Origin of the sequence: Povalibacter uvarum (assembly GCF_014202975.1) — a bacterium.
Classification (GTDB): domain Bacteria; phylum Pseudomonadota; class Gammaproteobacteria; order Steroidobacterales; family Steroidobacteraceae; genus Steroidobacter; species Steroidobacter uvarum.
In genome coordinates this window covers 869,511-889,372 of the sequence record NZ_JACHHZ010000002.1, presented here as the reverse complement: position 1 = coordinate 889,372, position 19,862 = coordinate 869,511, and the positions used below count along the sequence as shown (strand labels likewise).

Annotated in this window: 15 protein-coding genes; 10 read left to right on the top strand and 5 right to left on the bottom strand. The window is 63.5% G+C overall.

Annotated features, from left to right (window positions below):
- Window positions 1-276: 276 nt before the first annotated feature.
- From HNQ60_RS10200 to HNQ60_RS10180, 5 genes are all read left to right on the top strand, one after another.
- Window positions 277-663: a hypothetical protein gene (locus tag HNQ60_RS10200; RefSeq protein WP_184331287.1), complete on the top strand. Its 387-nt coding sequence runs from the start codon at window positions 277-279 to the stop codon at window positions 661-663.
- A gap of 296 nt (window positions 664-959) precedes the next feature.
- Window positions 960-3,029, top strand: a complete 2,070-nt coding sequence (locus HNQ60_RS10195) for a response regulator (protein WP_184331285.1) — start codon at window positions 960-962, stop codon at window positions 3,027-3,029.
- A gap of 75 nt (window positions 3,030-3,104) precedes the next feature.
- Entirely contained in the window at window positions 3,105-3,791 is a 687-nt protein-coding gene (locus HNQ60_RS10190) for an alpha/beta hydrolase (RefSeq protein ID WP_184331283.1), read from the top strand.
- Between the two features lie 108 nt (window positions 3,792-3,899).
- Window positions 3,900-4,043 (top strand): DUF3096 domain-containing protein, encoded by a 144-nt coding sequence (locus HNQ60_RS10185; protein WP_184331281.1) that lies wholly within the window; start codon window positions 3,900-3,902, stop codon window positions 4,041-4,043.
- A gap of 110 nt (window positions 4,044-4,153) precedes the next feature.
- Window positions 4,154-5,068: a DMT family transporter gene (locus HNQ60_RS10180; RefSeq protein ID WP_221304119.1), complete on the top strand. Its 915-nt coding sequence runs from the start codon at window positions 4,154-4,156 to the stop codon at window positions 5,066-5,068.
- 95 nt (window positions 5,069-5,163) lie between these two features.
- Here HNQ60_RS10180 and HNQ60_RS10175 read toward each other — a convergent pair whose 3' ends face one another.
- Window positions 5,164-5,532 (bottom strand): UrcA family protein, encoded by a 369-nt coding sequence (locus HNQ60_RS10175; RefSeq protein ID WP_184331279.1) that lies wholly within the window; start codon window positions 5,530-5,532, stop codon window positions 5,164-5,166.
- A gap of 469 nt (window positions 5,533-6,001) precedes the next feature.
- Here HNQ60_RS10175 and HNQ60_RS10170 point away from each other — a divergent pair, with 469 nt between their 5' ends.
- Both HNQ60_RS10170 and HNQ60_RS10165 read left to right on the top strand, forming a co-directional pair.
- A complete protein-coding gene (locus tag HNQ60_RS10170; RefSeq protein WP_184331278.1) occupies window positions 6,002-7,084 on the top strand; it encodes a sensor histidine kinase in 1,083 nt (360 codons plus the stop codon).
- Between the two features lie 28 nt (window positions 7,085-7,112).
- Window positions 7,113-7,937, top strand: a complete 825-nt coding sequence (locus HNQ60_RS10165) for a LytR/AlgR family response regulator transcription factor (protein WP_184331276.1) — start codon at window positions 7,113-7,115, stop codon at window positions 7,935-7,937.
- Between the two features lie 19 nt (window positions 7,938-7,956).
- Here HNQ60_RS10165 and HNQ60_RS10160 read toward each other — a convergent pair whose 3' ends face one another.
- Together HNQ60_RS10160 and proS are read right to left on the bottom strand one after the other, a co-directional pair.
- Complete coding sequence (locus HNQ60_RS10160; protein ID WP_184331274.1) at window positions 7,957-8,853, bottom strand: DMT family transporter; 897 nt, start codon at window positions 8,851-8,853, stop codon at window positions 7,957-7,959.
- Window positions 8,854-8,953: 100 nt separating this feature from the next.
- Entirely contained in the window at window positions 8,954-10,480 is a 1,527-nt protein-coding gene (proS, locus tag HNQ60_RS10155) for a proline--tRNA ligase (protein WP_184331272.1), read from the bottom strand.
- A 233-nt stretch (window positions 10,481-10,713) separates the two neighbouring features.
- On the opposite strand from proS, the gene minC reads away from it, so the two are divergent.
- From minC to minE, 3 genes are all read left to right on the top strand, one after another.
- Entirely contained in the window at window positions 10,714-11,469 is a 756-nt protein-coding gene (minC, locus tag HNQ60_RS10150) for a septum site-determining protein MinC (protein ID WP_184331270.1), read from the top strand.
- A 116-nt stretch (window positions 11,470-11,585) separates the two neighbouring features.
- Window positions 11,586-12,398, top strand: a complete 813-nt coding sequence (gene minD / locus HNQ60_RS10145) for a septum site-determining protein MinD (RefSeq protein ID WP_184331268.1) — start codon at window positions 11,586-11,588, stop codon at window positions 12,396-12,398.
- A 1-nt stretch (window position 12,399) separates the two neighbouring features.
- Entirely contained in the window at window positions 12,400-12,657 is a 258-nt protein-coding gene (minE, locus tag HNQ60_RS10140) for a cell division topological specificity factor MinE (RefSeq protein WP_184331266.1), read from the top strand.
- Window positions 12,658-12,742: 85 nt separating this feature from the next.
- Here minE and HNQ60_RS10135 read toward each other — a convergent pair whose 3' ends face one another.
- Both HNQ60_RS10135 and HNQ60_RS10130 read right to left on the bottom strand, forming a co-directional pair.
- Complete coding sequence (locus tag HNQ60_RS10135) at window positions 12,743-14,803, bottom strand: response regulator (protein ID WP_184331264.1); 2,061 nt, start codon at window positions 14,801-14,803, stop codon at window positions 12,743-12,745.
- Between the two features lie 12 nt (window positions 14,804-14,815).
- On the bottom strand, window positions 14,816-19,768 hold the full coding sequence (locus HNQ60_RS10130) for a response regulator (RefSeq protein ID WP_221304118.1): 4,953 nt from the start codon (window positions 19,766-19,768) through the stop codon (window positions 14,816-14,818).
- Window positions 19,769-19,862 lie beyond the last annotated feature (94 nt).

Below are 19,862 nucleotides of genomic sequence, written 5' to 3'. Positions count from 1 at the left end.
ATCTGATTCCGGTCACAGCGCTCTCAGCGCATTCCCTCGGTATTCCCTGCGTGTCATTCGCGCCTGAATCAGCAAAGAAAAGCTGATTCGGTCAAGTGTGCCGCGCGCATGTTTACGCTTCGTTAAGCGCCGGTGAATTTTTGTCCGGCGGCACGTGAGCGAAATTCATCCGAGCGTGAATTCATATCGTTTGTCGGGAGCACACGCGGTTCGTAAATTGAAACCGTGCCCGATTCAACCGCTCTGCCCTCTTCGCCACGCTTCAAGGATGCCGCCATGAACACTGCCACGATTCGTACCCGCACCAGAAAGACTCTTCTCGTCGCGCTGCTGCCCCTCTTTGCAGCACCGCTCGTGACGCAAGCCGACGCGGTCGGCGCTCACTCGGACGCCGCGATGGATGCATGCGTCAATGCATTCGTCAGCTCGAGCCTCGAGAAGGAACGTCCCTACACCGTGCAGAAGAACGAGTCGGCCGCGAGCCCGCTCGATCAGCACGCCCGCGCTTATCGCATCGCGCTCACTGCCACCGGCAAGACGAGCGGCAAGAAGGTCGCCAAGGCGACTTGCGTCGTCGATCGTTCGGGTGTCGTGCTCTCGCTGAACGGCAAGCCGTACAGCTCGACCGCACTCGCTCAGACGACGGTGCTCAGCGCACGCTGATCGACTGCCTGGAAGAACGTTTCTTGTAATTCTTCTTCTCACTCCGGGAAGCGCACTCGAGATCAATCCCCCCTGAGCTCAAGTGCGGTAAGGATGCCGCTCCCGGAGTGATTTTCTCCTTCGCGATCCGCCGGCCGATAACCCGGCCGATAACCCGGCCGATAACATGGGCCGAACCCCCCCAGATCGCCGACTCACTGCACCGTTGTCGCCCACGGGGATTGGCAACGCCCCGCGCGAAGTGAGACGATCCCGCGCGTTCGCCGCTGCGGCGTTCGAGCGGACAACAAGCATAAATGAAGTTCTTTCGGCGTTCCCTGATTGCCCTCGGGGTCGCGGCAACGTTGCCGACCATCGTGTTCGGGGCCGTGGGCGCCTTCTATTTCCTGCGGGCCGAACGCTCCCAGATCGAGACCGAGACCCTGCGCCGCAGCTCCACGGTCGTGAACCTCAGCGAGGCCAGCCTGCGCGGCGACGTTCGTGCGTTGAACATGCTCAGCTCGTCCGTCTACTTCGAGTCGCTCGACTGGACCAACTTTCACCCTCGTCTGCAGCGCACGCTCGCCGCCAATCCGCATTGGCTGACGCTGCGCATCTACGATCTCGAGCATGCGCAGGAGATCTTCAACGTCGCCCGGGATTTCGCCCCGCCCCATCCAGCCGCGCTTCCCGGAACCGAAAGCGCGCAGCGACTGGCTTCGACGATGGAGCCCGTGATCGGCGGCATCACGATGGAAGAAGAACCCGTCGTGCACGTCTATGTGCCGGTGCGTCGCGACGGCACGGTCAGGTTCGTTCTCGTCGCCTCCGTCCGGGCCACTGTTTTCCAGGACATCCTGCTCTCGCAGGTGCCCAAGTCCACGATCGCCGCCGTTGTCGATCGACACGGCAACTTCGTCGCGCGCACGCATGACTATGCCAAGCGCGTCGGCCAGCCGGCGACGCAGGTCCTGCGCGATGCGGCCAGCACCGGATTGAGCGGCTTCTACAGGGGCGTGACATACGAGGGGTTCCGCAACTACACCGCTTTCCAGACATCACCCTGGTCTGGCTGGTCCGCCCACGTTGCCGTTGCATCGACGCTGATCGACACTCCCACCTCGTGGTCGTTCGTCGTTGCCGGTATCGCGGGATTGGGCAGCGCGGCGCTCGCGGCAATCCTGGTTCTGCTCGTGCTGCGCGACATGGCGGAGCGGCGCCGGGCCGACGAAGCGTTGCGCCAGTCCCAGAAGATGGAGGCAGTCGGCCAGCTCACCGGCGGCATCGCGCACGACTTCAACAACCTGCTGACCGCGATCATCGGCAACCTCGACATGATCCGGAACCGGGTCGAGGGCAACGAGAGACTCCAGCGCCTCGCCGACAACGCGCTCGAGGCTGCCCGGCGCGGAGCGAAAGTGACGTCACAACTGCTGGCGTTCTCACGCAGCCAGCGCATGCAGCTCGCGACAGTGGATCTCGATCAACTACTCGATGGCATGGGCGCGCTGCTGCGCCAGTCCGCGGGACCCGCCATCTCTGTGCGCATCAGCGTCGGTCCCGACGCGCGCTATGTGATGAGCGATGCCAATCAGCTCGAGCTCGCGCTGCTCAATCTCATCGTCAATGCCCGCGATGCCATGCCCGCCGGCGGATCGCTGTCCATCTCGACACATCGCGTGGTCGATCTCGATCTGCGCGAACTGCAACGACGTCCCTACGTGGAGATTCGCGTTTCGGATACCGGCAGCGGCATGCCCGACGAGATCCGTGCACGCGCGATCGAACCGTTCTTCACGACGAAGCGCGTCGGTCATGGCACAGGTCTCGGCCTGTCGCAGGTTTATGGCGTGATGCGCGAGTCAGGCGGCACTTTGTTCATCGACAGCGCAGTCGCGCAAGGCACGACTATCCGGATGGTGCTCCCCGCCGCCGCCAACCCTTCCGTCTCCGGATACATCGCTCATGCGCGAAGCCATCCGCCGACCGTACCGACGCCTCGCGACGTGCGGGATGTTTCCATCCTCATCGTGGATGACGATCGCCAGGTGCGCCGCTTCATCACGGAGTCGCTGCGCCTGCTCGGCTATCGCGTCACCGATATCGACAACGGCGCAGGGGCACTCGAGCTGCTCGATGCGCAGCCTTTCGATCTGCTGATTGTCGACTTCGCGATGCCGGGCATGAACGGCGCCGAAGTCGCACGTGGAGCACAGCAGCGCCGCAAAGACTTGCGGATTCTGATGGTTTCCGGCTACGCCGACAGCGCCACGATCGAATCGATGCTCGGCGCGATTTCGCTGCTGCGCAAGCCGTTCGACAGCGCGGCGCTGGGCGAGGCGGTGGCTGAAGTGTTGAAGGCAGAGAAGGTGACGGGTGACGGGTGACGTTTCGGCCGGCAGGATCGTGTCTGCTATTCTCGCTCGCGGCAATCGTCACCCATCACGCGTCACCCTCCGACCATGCCCTACTCCGCCACCGAATCCGAATCCCACGTCATCCTCGATCCCTCCGCGGCCCCGACCGCCGCGGTCATCTGGCTGCACGGACTGGGCGCGGATGGCTATGACTTCGTGCCGGTCGTCGAGGAGTTGAAGCTGCCCGCGACGCTGCCCGTCCGCTTCATCTTTCCGCATGCGCGCCAGCGGCCGGTGACGATCAACAACGGTTACGTGATGCGCGCCTGGTACGACATCAAGAGCCTGGGCGGCGGTAGCCGCGTCGAGGACGACGCGGGCATTCGCGAATCGGCACAGGTCGTCGGCAAGTACATCGAAGAGCAGGTTGCAGCCGGCATCGGCGCGAACCGCATCGTCATCGCCGGGTTTTCGCAGGGTGGCGCCATCGCGCTCCACACGGCGCTGCGCTATCCGCAGCGACTGGCCGGCATCATGGCACTGTCGACGTATCTGCCGCTGCAAAGCTCCGTCGCATCCGAAGCGTCGGGGGCGAATCGCGACATTCCGATCCTGATGTGCCACGGCACCTACGACCAGGTCGTCCCGGCCGCGATGGGCGTCGCCTCACGCGACCTGCTGCAGAAGCTCAACTACGCGATCGACTGGCAGGCCTACCCGATGGAGCATTCAGTGTGCATGGAAGAGATCGGTGCAATTTCTTCGTGGCTCCAGAAGCAGCTGGCCAGTTAATCGTTCCTGCTCTCTGGCCAGCGGCCAGAAGCCGGCAGCCGACCGGTCCCGGAACCTTCCCCACCATCGCCGCGTACGAGTGTGTCTCCTATAACGAGGCCTCCTTCCATGAACATTGGCATCAGCATCGGCCCTCTCGCAGCACTCATTGCCGGCATCCTCATCCTGATCCTGCCGCGACTGCTCAACTACATCGTCGCGATCTACCTGATCCTCATCGGGGTCGTGGGATTGTTCGGAACGCGCTTCTGATTTCTCCCGCTCTGCGGTCGTGAGCCGCGGAGCCCACGATCCTCTCTTCTGCTGATACAGTCGCAACCGTGCGGCGGCACGGTCGTCGCCTTCCGTATCGCAAGAAGAATGTGAGCACCCTCTCCGCCGCCTATCGCCGCCTGCCTCCGAATGCTCGCGGCGCGCTGTGGATGCTGCTGTCGGCCGTCGCCTTTACGGTGATGACGATGCTCATCAAGCTCCTGGGCGAGGACTATCCCGCGACGCTGCAGACCTTCTATCGGCAGGCCTTTGGTCTGGTAGTGATGCTGCCGATCATCATTCGCAATCCGTCCGGCGCGCTGCGGACGTCGCGCCCCGGAATCCTGCTCTTTCGCGCACTGGCGGGGACGATGGGAATGATCCTGGCGTTCTACGCCTATTCGAAGCTGCCGCTCGCCGATGCGAATGCATTGTCGTTCACCCGGACACTGTGGCTCGTGCCGCTCGCCGCCTTCGTCCTGAAGGAGGCGGTCGGCCCGCGACGCATCGCGGCGACAGTCGTCGGCTTTCTCGGCGCGTTGTTGATGTTGCAGCCCGCCGCGCACGGTGAGATGGAAGCTCCTGTCCTCGCGGCACTCGCATCGGCGCTGCTCGTTGCGCTGACGGTCACGGGCATGAAGTTCATGACACGCGATCACACATCGACGACGCTCATGGCATGGTCCGCGGTGCTGGGATTCGTGCTGGCCGTGCCGCCCGCACTGTTCGTATGGCGCTGGCCGACGACCGTCGATCTGGCGTTGCTCGCGACGATGGGCGTGCTAGGCACGATCACGCAATGGACTTACATCAAAGGCATGGCGGAGGGCGACGCGGCCGTGATGGCACCCGTCGATTACACGCGGCTGATCTTCGCGGTCGCTCTCGGCTACGTGCTGTTCGGCGACATCCCGAACACGCTCACGATGATCGGCGCATCGATCATCATCGTCTCGACGCTCTACATCACGATCCGCGAGAGCCGGCTCGGCGTGCCGAAGACGCCGCCGGCGCGAACGGAATGATCAGGAGGCACCATCCGGCGAGAACACCGATTCGCAGCTCGGTGATCTCGCCGGTGGCGACCCGATCGCGGGCACGATCGGGGATTCGAGGCGCATCAGCTGCGATCGGACGCGTTGCGCGATGCGATGCGGATGCCGGATTCAGAGCGATGCAGCGCGCTCAGCTGAGCGTTGCCCACTTCGTCGACGGCGTTGTCGAGGGCGGACTGCTTGCACTCGAGGTTGTCGCGACGACTGCGCAGATCGTTGCCGTCGATCGAGCTGCAGACGCCGCGAGCCGCGCTGCGCAGACGCGTGTAGAGCGCTTTCGCATCTTTCGACTTCGAAAGATCGAAGTCAGCGAGCTGCACCGTGATCCGCGGAGCGGGGGATTCCGCTGCCTGCGCGCTGGCCGCAACCAATGAGAATGCTGCAACGCCGATGACGCTCGCGATTGTGGAAGTGACCGTTGACTTGAATGACATGATGTTTCTCCGTTCCTGATTCCGTAGTGATGCTCATCGGCGCGCGCGTTCGAACTTGAGATGCAGCCGCCGCGAAAATGGTTGCAACGGCTACGTGAGATTTGATCGCCCGCACGAACGGAGTTTCTTCGGCTCGTCGTGCTCGCCCATCGCCTCGGCGACTCGCCTGCGTCCGCTTCGGTGTCCGCTGATGTCCGCGGGCCGCTAGTCGAGTGTCCGCAGGCGAGTTGCCCCGTATCGATGCAGTCGATGCGGCCAGGCCATCGCCTCTCGAGGATCAGGACACGACGGCGAGCGGGATAGTTACAGGCTCACGTTGCAGAAAGAGCGCAAACGACATGACGGTCGGGTTTCGGATAGCATTCATTGCGACAAAACGTGCCGCGGGGGCGACGAGGCGTCGGGGGCGGAAAGAGCGAGTGCTTAAGCTGCAGTTTCATCCACAAGGCCGGACTGGCCGGGACAGGTCATGAGTACCGCCCACTTGTTCAAGAAGAATCGTGACCTGGCGTTCTGGTCGCTGCACATCATCGGCTGGAGCAGCTACGCGATCTCGCAGTACCTCGGCTTTCTGCTGTATGGCAAAGCGGCGCAGTACCAGAACGTCATCGTCGTCGCGACGATCTCCGGGTTCCTGCTGAGCGCGCCATTGCGCTATCTCGGCCGCTATCTGTGGACGAAGCCGCCTGCGGTTCTCATCAGCTCCGCGCTCGCGGCGGCATACGGCACCGCGCTCATCTGGCGCGTGATCATCAACATCGCTTACGAGAAATATGTCGAGTCGGACTGGCCGATGGTCCACTGGTACGAGTACCTGAGCGGTGCGATGACCGCGACGTACCTGTTCGCGTGCTGGATGGGGCTCTACTTCGGCTTCAAGTACTACGAATCGATGCAGCTGCAGCGCGAGAGCGCGCTGCGTGCTTCCGCGCTCGCGCAGGAAGCGCAGTTGAAGATGCTGCGTTACCAGCTCAATCCGCATTTCCTGTTCAACACGCTGAATGCGATCTCCACCCTGATCATCGACAACCGCAACTCGGTCGCCAACTCCGCGGTTTCGGGGCTGTCCGAGTTCCTGCGCTACACGCTGGATCAGGACCCGATGAAGAAAGTCACCGTCGCCCAGGAGCTCGAAGCGCTGAACCTGTATCTCAACATCGAGAAGATGCGGTTCGGCTCGCGCCTGACGGTACGTCACGACATCGACGAGGAAGCGACGAACATCCTGATGCCGAGCCTCATGCTGCAGCCGCTGATCGAGAATGCCATCAAGTACGCGATCTCACCACGCGAGGAAGGTGGTCACATCTGCGTGTCCGCCCGGGTGAATGGCACCACCCTGCAACTGTCGGTCGGCGACGATGGTCCGGGCCTGGTCGACCCGAGCCGGCTGACGAATGGCCGCGGCGTGGGCATCCGTAATACGCGCGAGCGATTGCAGGTGCTATACGGCGAACGAGGGCACGTCGCGGTCGCGGGCACGAATCCGGGACTGAAGGTGTCGCTGGAGTTCCCGGCGGAACGGGCCCCGGCGTTCGCGCCGGCGCTATGAAAGAGAGACAGTTTTCGAGACGAGCGTCATGAGTTCAACCATCCGCGCCATCGTAGTCGACGACGAAGAACTGGCCCGCCGCGGCATCGAGCTGCGGCTGCAGAGTCACCCGGACATCGAACTCATCGCCCAGTGTGTCAACGGGCGCGAAGCCCTGAGCGTCATCGATGCCGAGCAACCGGATCTCATGTTCCTCGACATCCAGATGCCGGGCCTGTCGGGTTTCGACGTGCTGGCCCGCGTCCCGCAGGAATCGATGCCGATGATCGTGTTCGTCACGGCCTACGATCGTTACGCACTCGACGCCTTCGAAGCACACGCGCTCGACTATCTGCTCAAACCCATCAACGACGCCCGCTTCGCCCAGGCTCTCGATCGCGTGCGCGAACACTGGGCCCAGCGCAATGCACTCGCGCAGCGTGAGAAGCTCATGAGCCTGCTCGCCGCCACGCGTGGTGCAGGCTCGATCGATGAACAGACACTGCGGGAACAACTCGAGCCGGTGCAGGAACAGCGCTACGCGGAGATCCTGCCGATCCGCGACGACAGCGAGACGGTCCGACTGAATGTCGCGACCATCGACTGGATCGACGCAGCCGGCGATTACATGTGCGTGCACGCGGAAGGCCGCACCTACGTCCTGCGCGAGACGATGAAATCCCTCGCCGCGATCCTGGACCCGAAAATCTTCCAGCGCGTGCATCGCTCGACGATCGTGAACGTGAAGCGCGTCCGCCGCCTGCGTCCGCACACGAACGGGGAATACTTCCTGACGCTGGAGGATGGTCAGGAGATCAAGCTGAGCCGTTCTTATCGCGACCGGGTTGACCAGCTCCTGCAGCGTCGGCCCTAGAGGGGACTCTTCTCCCTTCTCAGGGCGGGACCGCAACAGGAGGAGGCTTCCTGCGTACGAACAGGGGGTGGCTGAACACGACGCCGACGATGATCGCGACGCCCAGGTAGAACGCCGGATCGAGCTGGCGCTGCTCTCCCAGCAGCAGGATGGCGAGCACGATCGCGTACACGGGTTCCATGTTGATCGCGAGCGCGGTGCTGAAGGCGCTCAACTGGCGCAGCGCGACGAGTGACAACGCGAATGGCAGCAAGGTGCAGCCGATTGCGAGGAGCACCAGGTACATCGCATCGCTCTGTGACGGCAGCACGAACGCCTGGCTCTCGGCCATGATGAGCGGGACCAGCAACGTCATCGCAATCGCGCCCGCCCCCATCTCGATACCCGTGACGCTCAACGCATCGCTGTCGCCGATGTAGCGCTTGTTCAGCGAACCGAAGACAGCGACGAGAAAAGACGAGACTGCCCCCACCGCGATGCCAGTGCGCATCCCGGTCGGCGTGCCGCCCACGACCAGCATCACGCCCGGAATCACCGCGAGACCGAAGATCAGCTCGCGTGCATCGAACTTTCTGCGCGCGATCCAGGGCTCGACGAACGCCACGAAGACCGGCGTGAGCCCCATGCAGGTAGCTGCCACCGAAGCATTCGCGAGCTTCACTGATTCGTAGAAAGTAACCCAGTGCAATGCCACGATGACGCCGGTACCGGCGTAGATCCAGATCAACTTGCGCGGCAGGTGCCTGAGTCCCGCCCAGAATCGCCCGATGAGCAGCAGCGCACCGGTGACCAGAACCATGCGCCACCACACGAGAGTGACGGCGGGCAGGGTGATCAGCTTGCCCAGGATCGCCGTGAATCCCCACAGAACCACGCAGAAGTGGATCTGGAGGAAGGCGCGGGAGGGAGGGGACATGGAGGAGCCGACGAGCGGTAAGCTGCGAGCTACGAGCCGGAAGAAGAAAGCCGCTTCCCTTCTGGCTCGCTGCTCATTGCTCGCCGCTCGTCGCTTGCCGTCAGTATGCCTTCGCCCAAACCACCCTCTGCGCGCTCGGCTTGCCCGTGAAGGGGCAGGTGCCGGCTTCGCTCTTTTCGAGCGGGATGCAGCGGACGGTGACGCCGAGATCGTCCTTGATCCTGCGTTCGAGATCGACGTCGCCGCTGAAGTGGGTCAGGGCGAAGCCGCCATGGATCGGCGTCGGTGCGTTCTCCGGCGCCGGGGGGGCGGTGAAGAAGCGGTAGAACTCTTCTTTCGTGTCGATGCGCTGCAGGTGCTGTTCGCGGAACTGGCGGGCACGGGCGAACAGGGAATCCTGGATCGACTGGAGGGTCGCGGCGACGTTCGCCACGAACTCGCCGCGGGCGATGCTCTGCTTGTCCTTGTGACCCTTGTCGCGGCGGCCGACGAACAGCGAATCCTTTTCCATGTCGCGCGGACCGATCTCGAGCCGCACCGGCACACCCTTCTTGATCCACTGCCAGACTTTCTCTCCGCCGCGCTCGTCGCGCTCATCGACGATGACGCTGACCGGGCGATCCGCGTAACGCTGCGCACGCAGTTCCTGTGCGACGCGCTGGCAATATTCGATCACGCGCGGGCGTTCGTCATCGGAACGGTAGATCGGCACGATCACGATCTGGGCAGGCGCGATCTTCGGCGGCAGCACGAGGCCGTCGTCATCCGAGTGCGTCATGATCAGGCTGCCGATCAAGCGCGTCGACACGCCCCAGCTCGTGGTCCACGCGTACTGGCGCGTGCCGTTCTGATCGAGGAACTGGATCTCGCTCGCCTTCGCGAAGTTCTGGCCGAGGAAGTGGCTCGTTCCCGCCTGCAACGCCTTGCGGTCCTGCATCATGGCTTCGATGCAGTAGGTATTGTCGGCACCGGGGAAGCGCTCGCCGGCGGTCTTCTCGCCCTTGATCACGGGCACCGCCATCCATTCCTCGACGAATGTCGCGTAGACGTCGAGCATCCGCATCGTTTCAGCGATGGCATCCTCGCGCGTTGCGTGCGCCGTATGACCCTCCTGCCAGAGGAACTCGGTGGTCCGCAGGAACATGCGCGTGCGCATTTCCCAGCGCACGACGTTCGCCCACTGGTTGATGAGCAGCGGCAGATCGCGATAGCTCTGCACCCAGCGCGAGAACGCGTCGCCAATGATCGTCTCCGACGTCGGCCGGACGATCAGCGGCTCATCCAGCTCGCCGGCGGGAACGAGCTTGCCGTCCGGGCCGGCTTCGAGCCGGTGATGGGTGACGACTGCGCATTCCTTGGCGAACCCGTCCACGTGCGCTGCCTCCTTCTGCATGAAGGACAACGGAATGAACAGCGGGAAGTAGGCGTTCTGGTGGCCCGTCGCCTTGAACATGTCGTCGAGGACGCGCTGCATGTTCTCCCACAGCGCGTAGCCCCAGGGCTTGATCACCATGCAGCCGCGGACGGCTGAATTCTCGGCGAGATCGGCGGCGCGGATGACCTGCTGGTACCACTCGGCGTAGTTTTCCTCGCGGGTGGGCGCAATGGCGGTGCGGGGCTTGTTCATCGGCGGTGAGCTGCGCAGAAAAGTGGGCAGCGATTACATCAGATTTGCCGCGCTCACCGGTAGCGGCGCGTACCTCGCGCATCCTGCAGGGGAATCCGCCGCACGAGGCGGGCGCAAACCCTCCCGCATTCGGACCTGCATCGAGCGCATGCAACGGCTACACTCCGCGCAGCGCGCCGCGACCTGCGCCTTCCGCCGTCCTCTTAAGAACGTCTGCCGAGAAAGTCAGGCTCTTGAATAACAAAGCCGTATCCAGCGCAATCGATACTGCGTGTGAAGTCCGCTTCGGTCAGGTGGGTCTGGTTCAGCTGCGCGTGCGCAGCACCGACAGGAAGGCGATCCAGGATGAATTGTCGGCGAGAATCGCCGCCGCGCCGCAATTGTTCGAGCGCGCCGCGGCCTGCCTCGACCTGAGCGCGCTGGAATCCCAGCCGGATGAAGCGCTGGCGCGCGAACTGTTCGACGCGATCCGCCAGGTCGGACTGTTGCCGGTCGGCGTCGCCTTCGACGGTACCGAAGCGATCAATACCCTCGCGCGATCGCTCGATCTGCCCGTACTCACCCAGTTCCGCGCGCAGAGCAAGGCGCCGGCTCAACGGCCCACCGCCGTTCAATCGATCGCTCCGCCTCCACCGCCGCCCGTCGTCGAACCGTCGCTGCCGACACTGATGCAGCACCAGCCGGTCCGCTCGGGACAGCGCGTGTATGCGCGTAATCGCGATCTCATTGTGACGACCGTCGTCGGCGCGGGCGCCGAAGTCATGGCCGACGGCTGTGTCCACATCTACGGGACGCTGCGCGGCCGTGCGATGGCCGGTGCACGCGGCGAAGTGACGGCGCGGGTCTTCTGCCAGGCCTTCCATGCGGAGCTCGTCTCCATCGCCGGCGTCTTCCGCGTTTTCGAAACCATTCCCCCGGAGCTGGCCGGCAAGCCGGTGCAGGCGTGGCTGGATGGCGACGATCTGCGTTTCGAACGGATCGGCGGTTAAATGTCTTGCCGGAACCGGATTTCACACGGAGATCACGGAGTCTCCGGCCTCCGTGATCTGCGTGGACTCCGTGTGAAACTCTTTGTTCTCAAAACGTCTTTCAGGAGACCCAGACCTTGACTGAGATCATCGTTGTCACGTCCGGCAAAGGCGGCGTGGGCAAAACCACGACGTCGGCCAGTGTGGCCTGCGGCCTCGCCCGCCGCGGCAAGAAAGTTGCCGTCATCGATTTCGACATCGGCCTGCGCAACCTCGACCTCATCATGGGTTGCGAGCGGCGCGTCGTGTACGACTTCGTGAACGTGATCCAGGGCGACTGCACGCTCAAGCAGGCGCTGATCAAGGACAAGCGGATCGAGACGCTCTTCGTGCTTGCCGCTTCGCAGACCCGGGACAAGGACGCTCTCACGACCGAGGGCGTGCGCCGGGTGCTCGATGAGCTCATCGCCGACGGCTTCGACTACATCGTCTGCGATTCGCCGGCGGGTATCGAGAAGGGTGCGCATCTCGCGATGTACTACGCCGACCGCGCCATCGTCGTGGTGAACCCGGAAGTCTCCTCGGTGCGTGACTCCGACCGGATCCTGGGCCTGCTCGCGAGCAAGACCCAGCGGGCCGAGAAGGGCGAAAGCAAAGTGCAGGAGCATCTCCTCCTCACGCGCTACAGCCCGAAGCGCGTCGCGATCGGCGAGATGATGAGTGTCGATGACGTGAAAGAAATCCTGGGGCTGGATGTGATCGGCGTGGTTCCCGAATCGCCCGATGTGCTGTCGGCCTCCAATGCCGGAACGCCCGTCATCCTGAATCCGGACAGCGACGTGGCGCGCGCGTACGACGATTCGGTGGGCCGGCTCCTGGGCGAGACGCTGCCGCTGCGCTTCCTCGAAGAACCGAAGAAGGGCTTCTTCGCCCGCATGTTCGGAGGCTGACATGGGACTACTCGATCTCTTTCGTCGTACGCCTCCGACGGCCAGCCTGGCCAAGGAGCGCCTGCGCATCATCGTCGCGCAGGAACGCAGTTCGCGTGGCGCACCCGACTACCTGCCGCTGCTGCGGCGCGAGGTACTCGAGGTGATCCGCAAGTACGTGAACGTCGATCCCGAAGCCGTGCAGATCAGCGTGGAGAAGGAAGACGGCCAGGAAGTGCTCGAATTCTCCGTGGCGCTGCCGGAGAAGGCGGCGGGATAAGGCTTTCTGCTGGTCATTCCCGCGTACGCGGGAATCCATCTTTCTCTGAAGGCATGGACTCCCGCTTGCGCGGGAGTGACGGGATCTAGGACGCCGCAGCCCCCGCCTCCACCCCTTGCGGTAACAGCGTTCGCAGCTTGGTCAGCAGGTCGCGCTCCCGGTACGGCTTGGCCAGCACGTCGGCATGCTGTTCGGACGCGCTGAATGACGCGGCATAGCCCGTCGCGTAGAGGACGGGGAGCGCGGGCCGGCGTTCGCGGGCCATCTTGCCGAGCTGGAAGCCGTCCATCCCGCCCGGCATCACGACGTCCGTAAAGAGCAGGTCGATCCCGGGTTCGCGATCGATGATCTCGAGCGCGCGCACGGCATTGTCCGCTTCGATTACCAGGAATTGCCGGTCTCGTAACAACGCCGCCGTCACCGCGCGAACGCCGGCGTCGTCCTCGACCAGCAGCACCGTTCGATCCTGACCCGAGAAGTCATCGGCGTGCGGTGTCGTAACGATGGCGTCGGCTGCGGCCGCGCCGATCACTCGCGGCAGATACAACCGTACGCTCGTCCCACGACCCGGCGCGCTGTCGATGTGCATGTGGCCGCCGGACTGCTTCGCGAAGCCGTATACCATGCTCAGGCCGAGTCCCGTGCCGTGACCGATCTTCTTTGTCGTGAAGAACGGCTCGACGGCGCGGCTCAGAACCTCGCGCGTCATGCCTGAACCGTTGTCCGTCACCGCCAGCATCACGAATTCGCCCGGCGGCACTTCATCCTCATGACGCTCCAAGCGGACGTTGCGGGCTTCGATACGCAGCTTGCCGCCGTCGGTCATCGCGTCGCGTGCGTTCACAGCAAGGTTGAGCAGCGACGACTCGACTTGCGCGGGATCGGCCAGGACGAGCCAGAGATCCTCATCCGCAAGCAGGTCGATGCTGACGCCTTCGCCGAGCGTGCGACCGAGGAGCTTCGATACGTTGCGGCTGATCTGACCCAGATTGACTGTCTTTGGTTGCAGCGGCTGTCGGCGCGCGAACGCGAGCAGTCGCTGCGTCAGTTCCGCGCAGCTGAGCGCGCCGATCAGCGCCATCTGGACGCGATCGAAGTTCTTGCCCGCCCCCTTGAGCGAGCGGGTCAGCGCATCGAGATTGCCGATGACGACCGTCAGCATGTTGTTGAAGTCGTGGGCGATGCCCCCGGTGAGCTGACCGACCGCTTCCATCTTCTGCGACTGGAACAGCTGCTGCTCGGCCTGCCGCCGCTCGGTGACGTCGAGACAGACGCCGAAGATGCTGCGCCCCTGCTCGGCATCGTCACCGACGAGCACTGCCTGATCGAGAAAGAATCGTTCCGTGCCGTCGGCGCAGAGCCATCGGTATTCGCTGCTCATCACGCCTTCGTGCACGATCGCATCCAGACTGGCCAGGACGCGCGACCGGTCCTCTTCGTGGATTCTCGACACCCACAGCGCCGGTTCCGACCCGAACTGCGCGCTCGAATAACCGAGGAGCTTCGCGATGTCCTCGCCGATGAAGCGCGGACCGGCGAGGCCGGCGTGCAAGTCGCTGCTGTACACGGCGATCGGTAATGAACGCAGGATGAGCGCCTGCTGTACTTCGCTCTGCCGCAGCTGCCGTTCGGCTTCCAGCTTCTCCTGGCGGATGCGGAAATTTTCCTCCAGCAGCAGCCGTTCGATCTGCGCCACGCGCTGTGCTTCAGCGCTCTTCTTGAAGAGATCGACCAGCACCGACACCTTGGAGCGCAGGATCACCGGATCGACGGGCTTGAACACGTAATCGACCGCGCCGAGCGCATAGGCGTGCCGGACATGCTGATCCGTCTTGTCGATGGCGCTGACGAAGATGATCGGGATGTGCCGCGACCGATCGCGATGACGGATCAGCTCCGCCGTCGTGTAGCCATCGAGGCCGGGCATGTTCGCGTCGAGCAGGATGACCGCGCAGTCCTCGCGCAGAAGGAACCGCAGTGCGTCTTCACCCGACGCGACCTCGACGACATTGGCATCGAGCTCCGCGAGCACCTGTACCAGGGCATAGCGATTCTTCGCCTCGTCGTCGACGATCAGGATGGTCGGCTGCGCCGGGCGCACGTCCGGCAAGGGCTCCGACGTCGTTGTCGCTGGATCTGCGTTCATGCCGTTGCGGGATCAGACACGGCGCAACCAGACACGCATCATGGAGACCAGCTGATCGACGTCCACGGGCTTCGACAGATACTCGGAAGCCCCGGCCTCGATGCACTTTTCCCGGTCACCCTTCATGGCCTTCGCCGTGATCGCGATCATGGGCAGCTTGCGGAACTGCTCGCGCGAGCGGATCTGGCGCATGGTTTCGTAGCCATCCATGTCCGGCATCATCACGTCCATCAGCACCATGTCGATGTCGGGCGCGTCTTCGAGCATATCGATGCCATCGCGGCCGTTCTCCGCGTGCAGCACCTGGATGTCGTGCTGCTCGAGCACGCCGGTCAGCGAGAAGATGTTGCGGATATCGTCGTCGACGATCAGCACCTTGCGGCCCGCCAGGCCCGGTTCGCGCCGCCGCGCCCGTTCGATGATGCGCCGTTGCTCGGGCGGCATGTTCTCGACTTCGCGGTGCAGGAACAGCGCCGTCTCGTCGAAGAGCTGCTGCGGAGATTCCGGTCCCTTGGTGATGAAGGACTCCGCGAGCTTGCGCAGCTTCGCCTCGTCCTCCGGGCTCAGATCCTTCGCGGTATGAATGATGACGGGCAGGCGCTGCGCGGGATCGCGCCGGATCACTTCGATCAGGCTCACCCCATCCATGTCGGGCAGCACGAGATCGAGCACGACGCAATCGAAAGTCCGGGTCTGCAGCACCTCGAGAGCCTCGCGTCCCGTACACACCCGCGTGAGCTGGACGTCACCGTTGCCGATCAGCTTGGCGATCTCGCTGTATTGCAGGTCGTCGTCCTCGATCAGCAGCAGCTCCTTGGTCGGACGCGCCAGGAATTCTTCGGTCCTGCCCAGCGCCTGCTGCAGCATTGCCCGATCGACCGGCTTCTCGAGCACCGAGAACGCACCCATCTGCGTACCGCGTTCGCGCGGATCCTGGACCGAGATGATGTGGATGGGGATGTGCCGCGTTTCCGCGGTGCGCTTGAGAATGTCGAGCAGGCGCCAACCATCCATGTCGGGCAGACGGATGTCGAGCGTAATGAGTGACGGATTGAATCGGCGCACCAGCGGCAACGCGCCGCTTCCTGTCGACGACACCACGGCCTTGAAGCCGCGGTCGTGCGCCAGATCGACCAGGATCTGCGCGAACTTCACGTCGTCTTCGATGATGAGCAGCACCGGGTCGCCCTGCGCGATGCTCTGTCGATCGTCCGTCAGCTCCGCGGCAATCAGCAGCGGCGCGGAATCGGCGATCGCAACGGGCTGCACTACGGGCGCCGGCTGCGAGTGCACGACGTGCGTGGCGGGCTTCCAGGCCATATCGAACATCAGCGGCAGGTACAAGGTGAAGGAGCTGCCATGGTTGGGGGTCGACGCGACAGTGATTTCGCCGCCGAGCATGCGGCAGATCTCGCGGCTGATCGACAGACCGAGGCCCGTGCCGCCGTATTTGCGGCTGGTCGTTCCGTCCGCCTGCTGGAAGGCTTCGAAGATCACGCGCAGCTTGTCGCTCGGGATGCCGATGCCGGTATCGGTTACCGAATAGGCAACGACCGCCGATGCGTTGCTGAGCACGGAATTCGCCGGGTTCCACCCCGAGCGGGCGCGTTGGATCGAGAGCTCGACGCCGCCTTCGTGCGTGAACTTGAACGCGTTCGAGAGCAGGTTCTTGAGAATCTGCTGCAGGCGCTTCTCGTCCGTCGTCATTGCGGGCGGGAGCGTCGAGTCGATCTCGATGCGGAAGCTCAGCTTTCGGTTGCTGGCGATCTGCTCGAAGCCGCGCTGCAGGTTGTCGACGACTTCCGCGAACTCCACGGTGCCGACGTCGAGCGTGACTGTGCCGGACTCGATCTTCGACAGGTCGAGAATGTCGTTGATCAGCGCGAGCAGTTCGGTGCCGGCGCGATTGATCGTCTGCGCGAACTCGATCTGCTTGCCGGTCAGGTTTGAATCGGCGTTGTCGGCGAGCAGCTTCGAGAGGATCAGCAGGCTGTTGAGCGGCGTGCGCAGTTCATGCGACATGTTCGCAAGGAACTCTGACTTGTACTTCGAGGTGAGCGCGAGCTGTTCGGCTTTCTCTTCCAGCAGCTCCTTCGCGCGCTCGACTTCCTGGTTCTTCGCTTCCACCTGCTTGTTCTGCCACGACAGCAGGTTCGCCTTTTCCACCAGCTCTTCGTTCTTGGCCCGCAGCTCTTCCTGTTGCGAACGCAGCATGTCTTCCGAGCGCTGCAGCGTGGTCGCCTGCTGCTCGAGACGATCGTTGGTGTTCTTGAGCTCGTCCTGCTGGCTCTGCAGCTCGCGCGTGAGCAGCTGCGACTGGGCGAGGAGCGCTTCCGTCTGCATGTTCGCGGCCAGCGTGTTGAGCACGATACCGATGCTTTCCATCAGCTGATCGAGGAACAGCGTGTGGATCGTGCTGAAGCGCTCGAATGAGCCGAGTTCGAGGACAGCTTTCACCTCGCCTTCGAACAAGGCTGGCAACACGATGAGGCTGATCGGCTTCGAGTGACCGAGACCCGAACTGATGTGCATGTAGGCGTGCGGCGCATCGTTCAGCAGCATGCTGCGCTTCTCGACCGCGCATTGCCCGATCAGCCCGTCGCCGAGATGCAGGCGCTGGGGTGGACGGGGACGATGCGGAGCCGCGTAACTTGCAACGAGCTCCAGCACCGTGCCTTGCTCGGTCGGCCTGGTCAGATAGAACAGCGCCTGCTGCGCATTCACAAGCGGAACCAGCTGCGACAGGATCAGGTTCGACACGTGACGGATATCGCGCTGGCCCTGCAGCAGGCGGGTGAAGCGGGCGATGTTGGTCTTCAGCCAGTCCTGCTCGGTGTTCTTCTGCGTGGTGTCCTTGAGATTCCGGATCATCTCGTTGATGTTGTCCTTGAGCGCGGCCACTTCGCCCGAGGCTTCCACCGTGATGAACCGTGTGAGATCGCCCTTCGTCACTGCCGTCGCGACTTCCGCGATGGCGCGCACCTGTGTGGTGAGGTTCGCGGCGAGCTGATTCACGTTATCAGTCAGGTCGCGCCACAAGCCTGCCGCGCCTGGCACGCTGGCCTGGCCGCCGAGCGCGCCCTCAGTACCCACTTCGCGAGCGACGTTCGTCACCTGGTCGGCGAACGTTGCGAGCGTGCCGATCATGCCGTTGATGGTGTTGGCGAGCGCCGCGATTTCGCCCTTCGCTTCCACGACCAGCTTGCGGGTCAGGTCGCCGTTCGCGACGCCGGTCACGACCTCTGCGATGCCACGCACCTGGCCGGTGAGGTTGGCAGCCATGAGGTTCACGTTGTCGGTGAGGTCCTTCCAGGTACCGCCTACACCTTCCACTCGCGCCTGTCCGCCCAGCTTGCCTTCGGTACCCACTTCGCGCGCCACGCGCGTCACTTCGGACGCGAACGAGTTGAGCTGGTCCACCATCACGTTGACGGTGTTCTTCAGCTCGAGAATTTCGCCTTTGACGTCGACGGTCACCTTCTTCGACAGATTGCCGCTGGCGACGGCGGTGGTGACGTCAGCGATGTTGCGGACCTGGCCCGTCAGGTTCGCGGCCATCAGGTTCACGTTATCCGTGAGGTCCTTCCACGTACCGGCCACGCCCTTCACGTTTGCCTGGCCACCGAGCTTGCCTTCGGTGCCCACTTCGCGCGCCACGCGTGTCACTTCGGAGGCGAACGAGTTGAGCTGGTCCACCATCGTGTTGATGGTGTTCTTCAGCTCGAGAATTTCGCCTTTGACGTCGACCGTGATCTTCTTCGACAGGTTGCCGCTCGCCACGGCCGTGGTGACGTCGGCAATGTTGCGGACCTGACCGGTGAGGTTCGCAGCCATCAGGTTCACGTTGTCGGTGAGGTCCTTCCAGGTACCGGCTACACCCTCCACTCGCGCCTGACCGCCGAGCTTGCCTTCGGTACCCACTTCGCGCGCCACGCGCGTCACTTCGGAGGCGAACGAGTTGAGCTGGTCCACCATCACGTTGATGGTGTTCTTCAACTCGAGAATTTCGCCTTTGACGTCGACCGTGATCTTTTTCGACAGGTTGCCGCTCGCCACGGCCGTCGTCACTTCAGCGATGTTTCGGACCTGGCCGGTGAGGTTCGCAGCCATCAGGTTCACGTTGTCGGTGAGGTCCTTCCACGTACCACCGACGCCTTCCACCTTTGCCTGACCACCGAGCTTGCCTTCGGTACCCACTTCGCGCGCCACGCGTGTCACTTCGGAGGCGAACGAGTTGAGCTGGTCCACCATCGTGTTGATGGTGTTCTTCAGCTCGAGAATTTCGCCTTTGACGTCGACCGTGATCTTCTTCGACAGGTTCCCGCTCGCCACGGCCGTCGTCACTTCGGCGATGTTTCGGACCTGGCCGGTGAGGTTGGCGGCCATGTGGTTCACGCTATCGGTCAGGTCCTTCCAGGTGCCGGCCACGCCGCGCACGTTCGCCTGACCGCCGAGCTTGCCCTCGGTACCCACTTCGCGCGCCACGCGCGTCACTTCGGAAGCGAAGGAATTGAGCTGGTCGACCATCGTGTTCACGACGGTACTGATGCGCAGGTACTCGCCGCGCATCGGACGGCCGTCGATCTCGAGATTGACGGCCTGGGAGAGATTGCCTTTCGCGACCGCGCCGATCACGCGCGCGACTTCGGAGAGCGGGAACGCCATGTCGCTCACGAGGCCGTTGATGGAGTCGACGCAGTTCGCCCAGCTCCCGGTCGCACCGTGAAGCTTGGCGCGTTCGGACAGTTTGCCGTCGCGGCCGACCATGGCGCTCAGGCGCTCGAACTCCCGCGCCATCGAGTCGTTGAGCTCGACTACCTCATTGAATGTACTGGCAATTTCACCATCGATGTCGGACAGGTCATCCGGCAGCCGGACCGAAAAATCGCCTCGCTTGAGTGCCCGCAACGCCTTGAGAATGTCGCGGCGCTGCAGATTCGCCGCATCGTTCGCTGCCAGGACCACGTTGATCTCCCGCTTGGATTTTCAGTCTCTTTTGCTGCGGCCTCAGAGCTTGCTCTCGTGCGAGTCCCCCTCCGGACCCGAACTCGCTACAGAC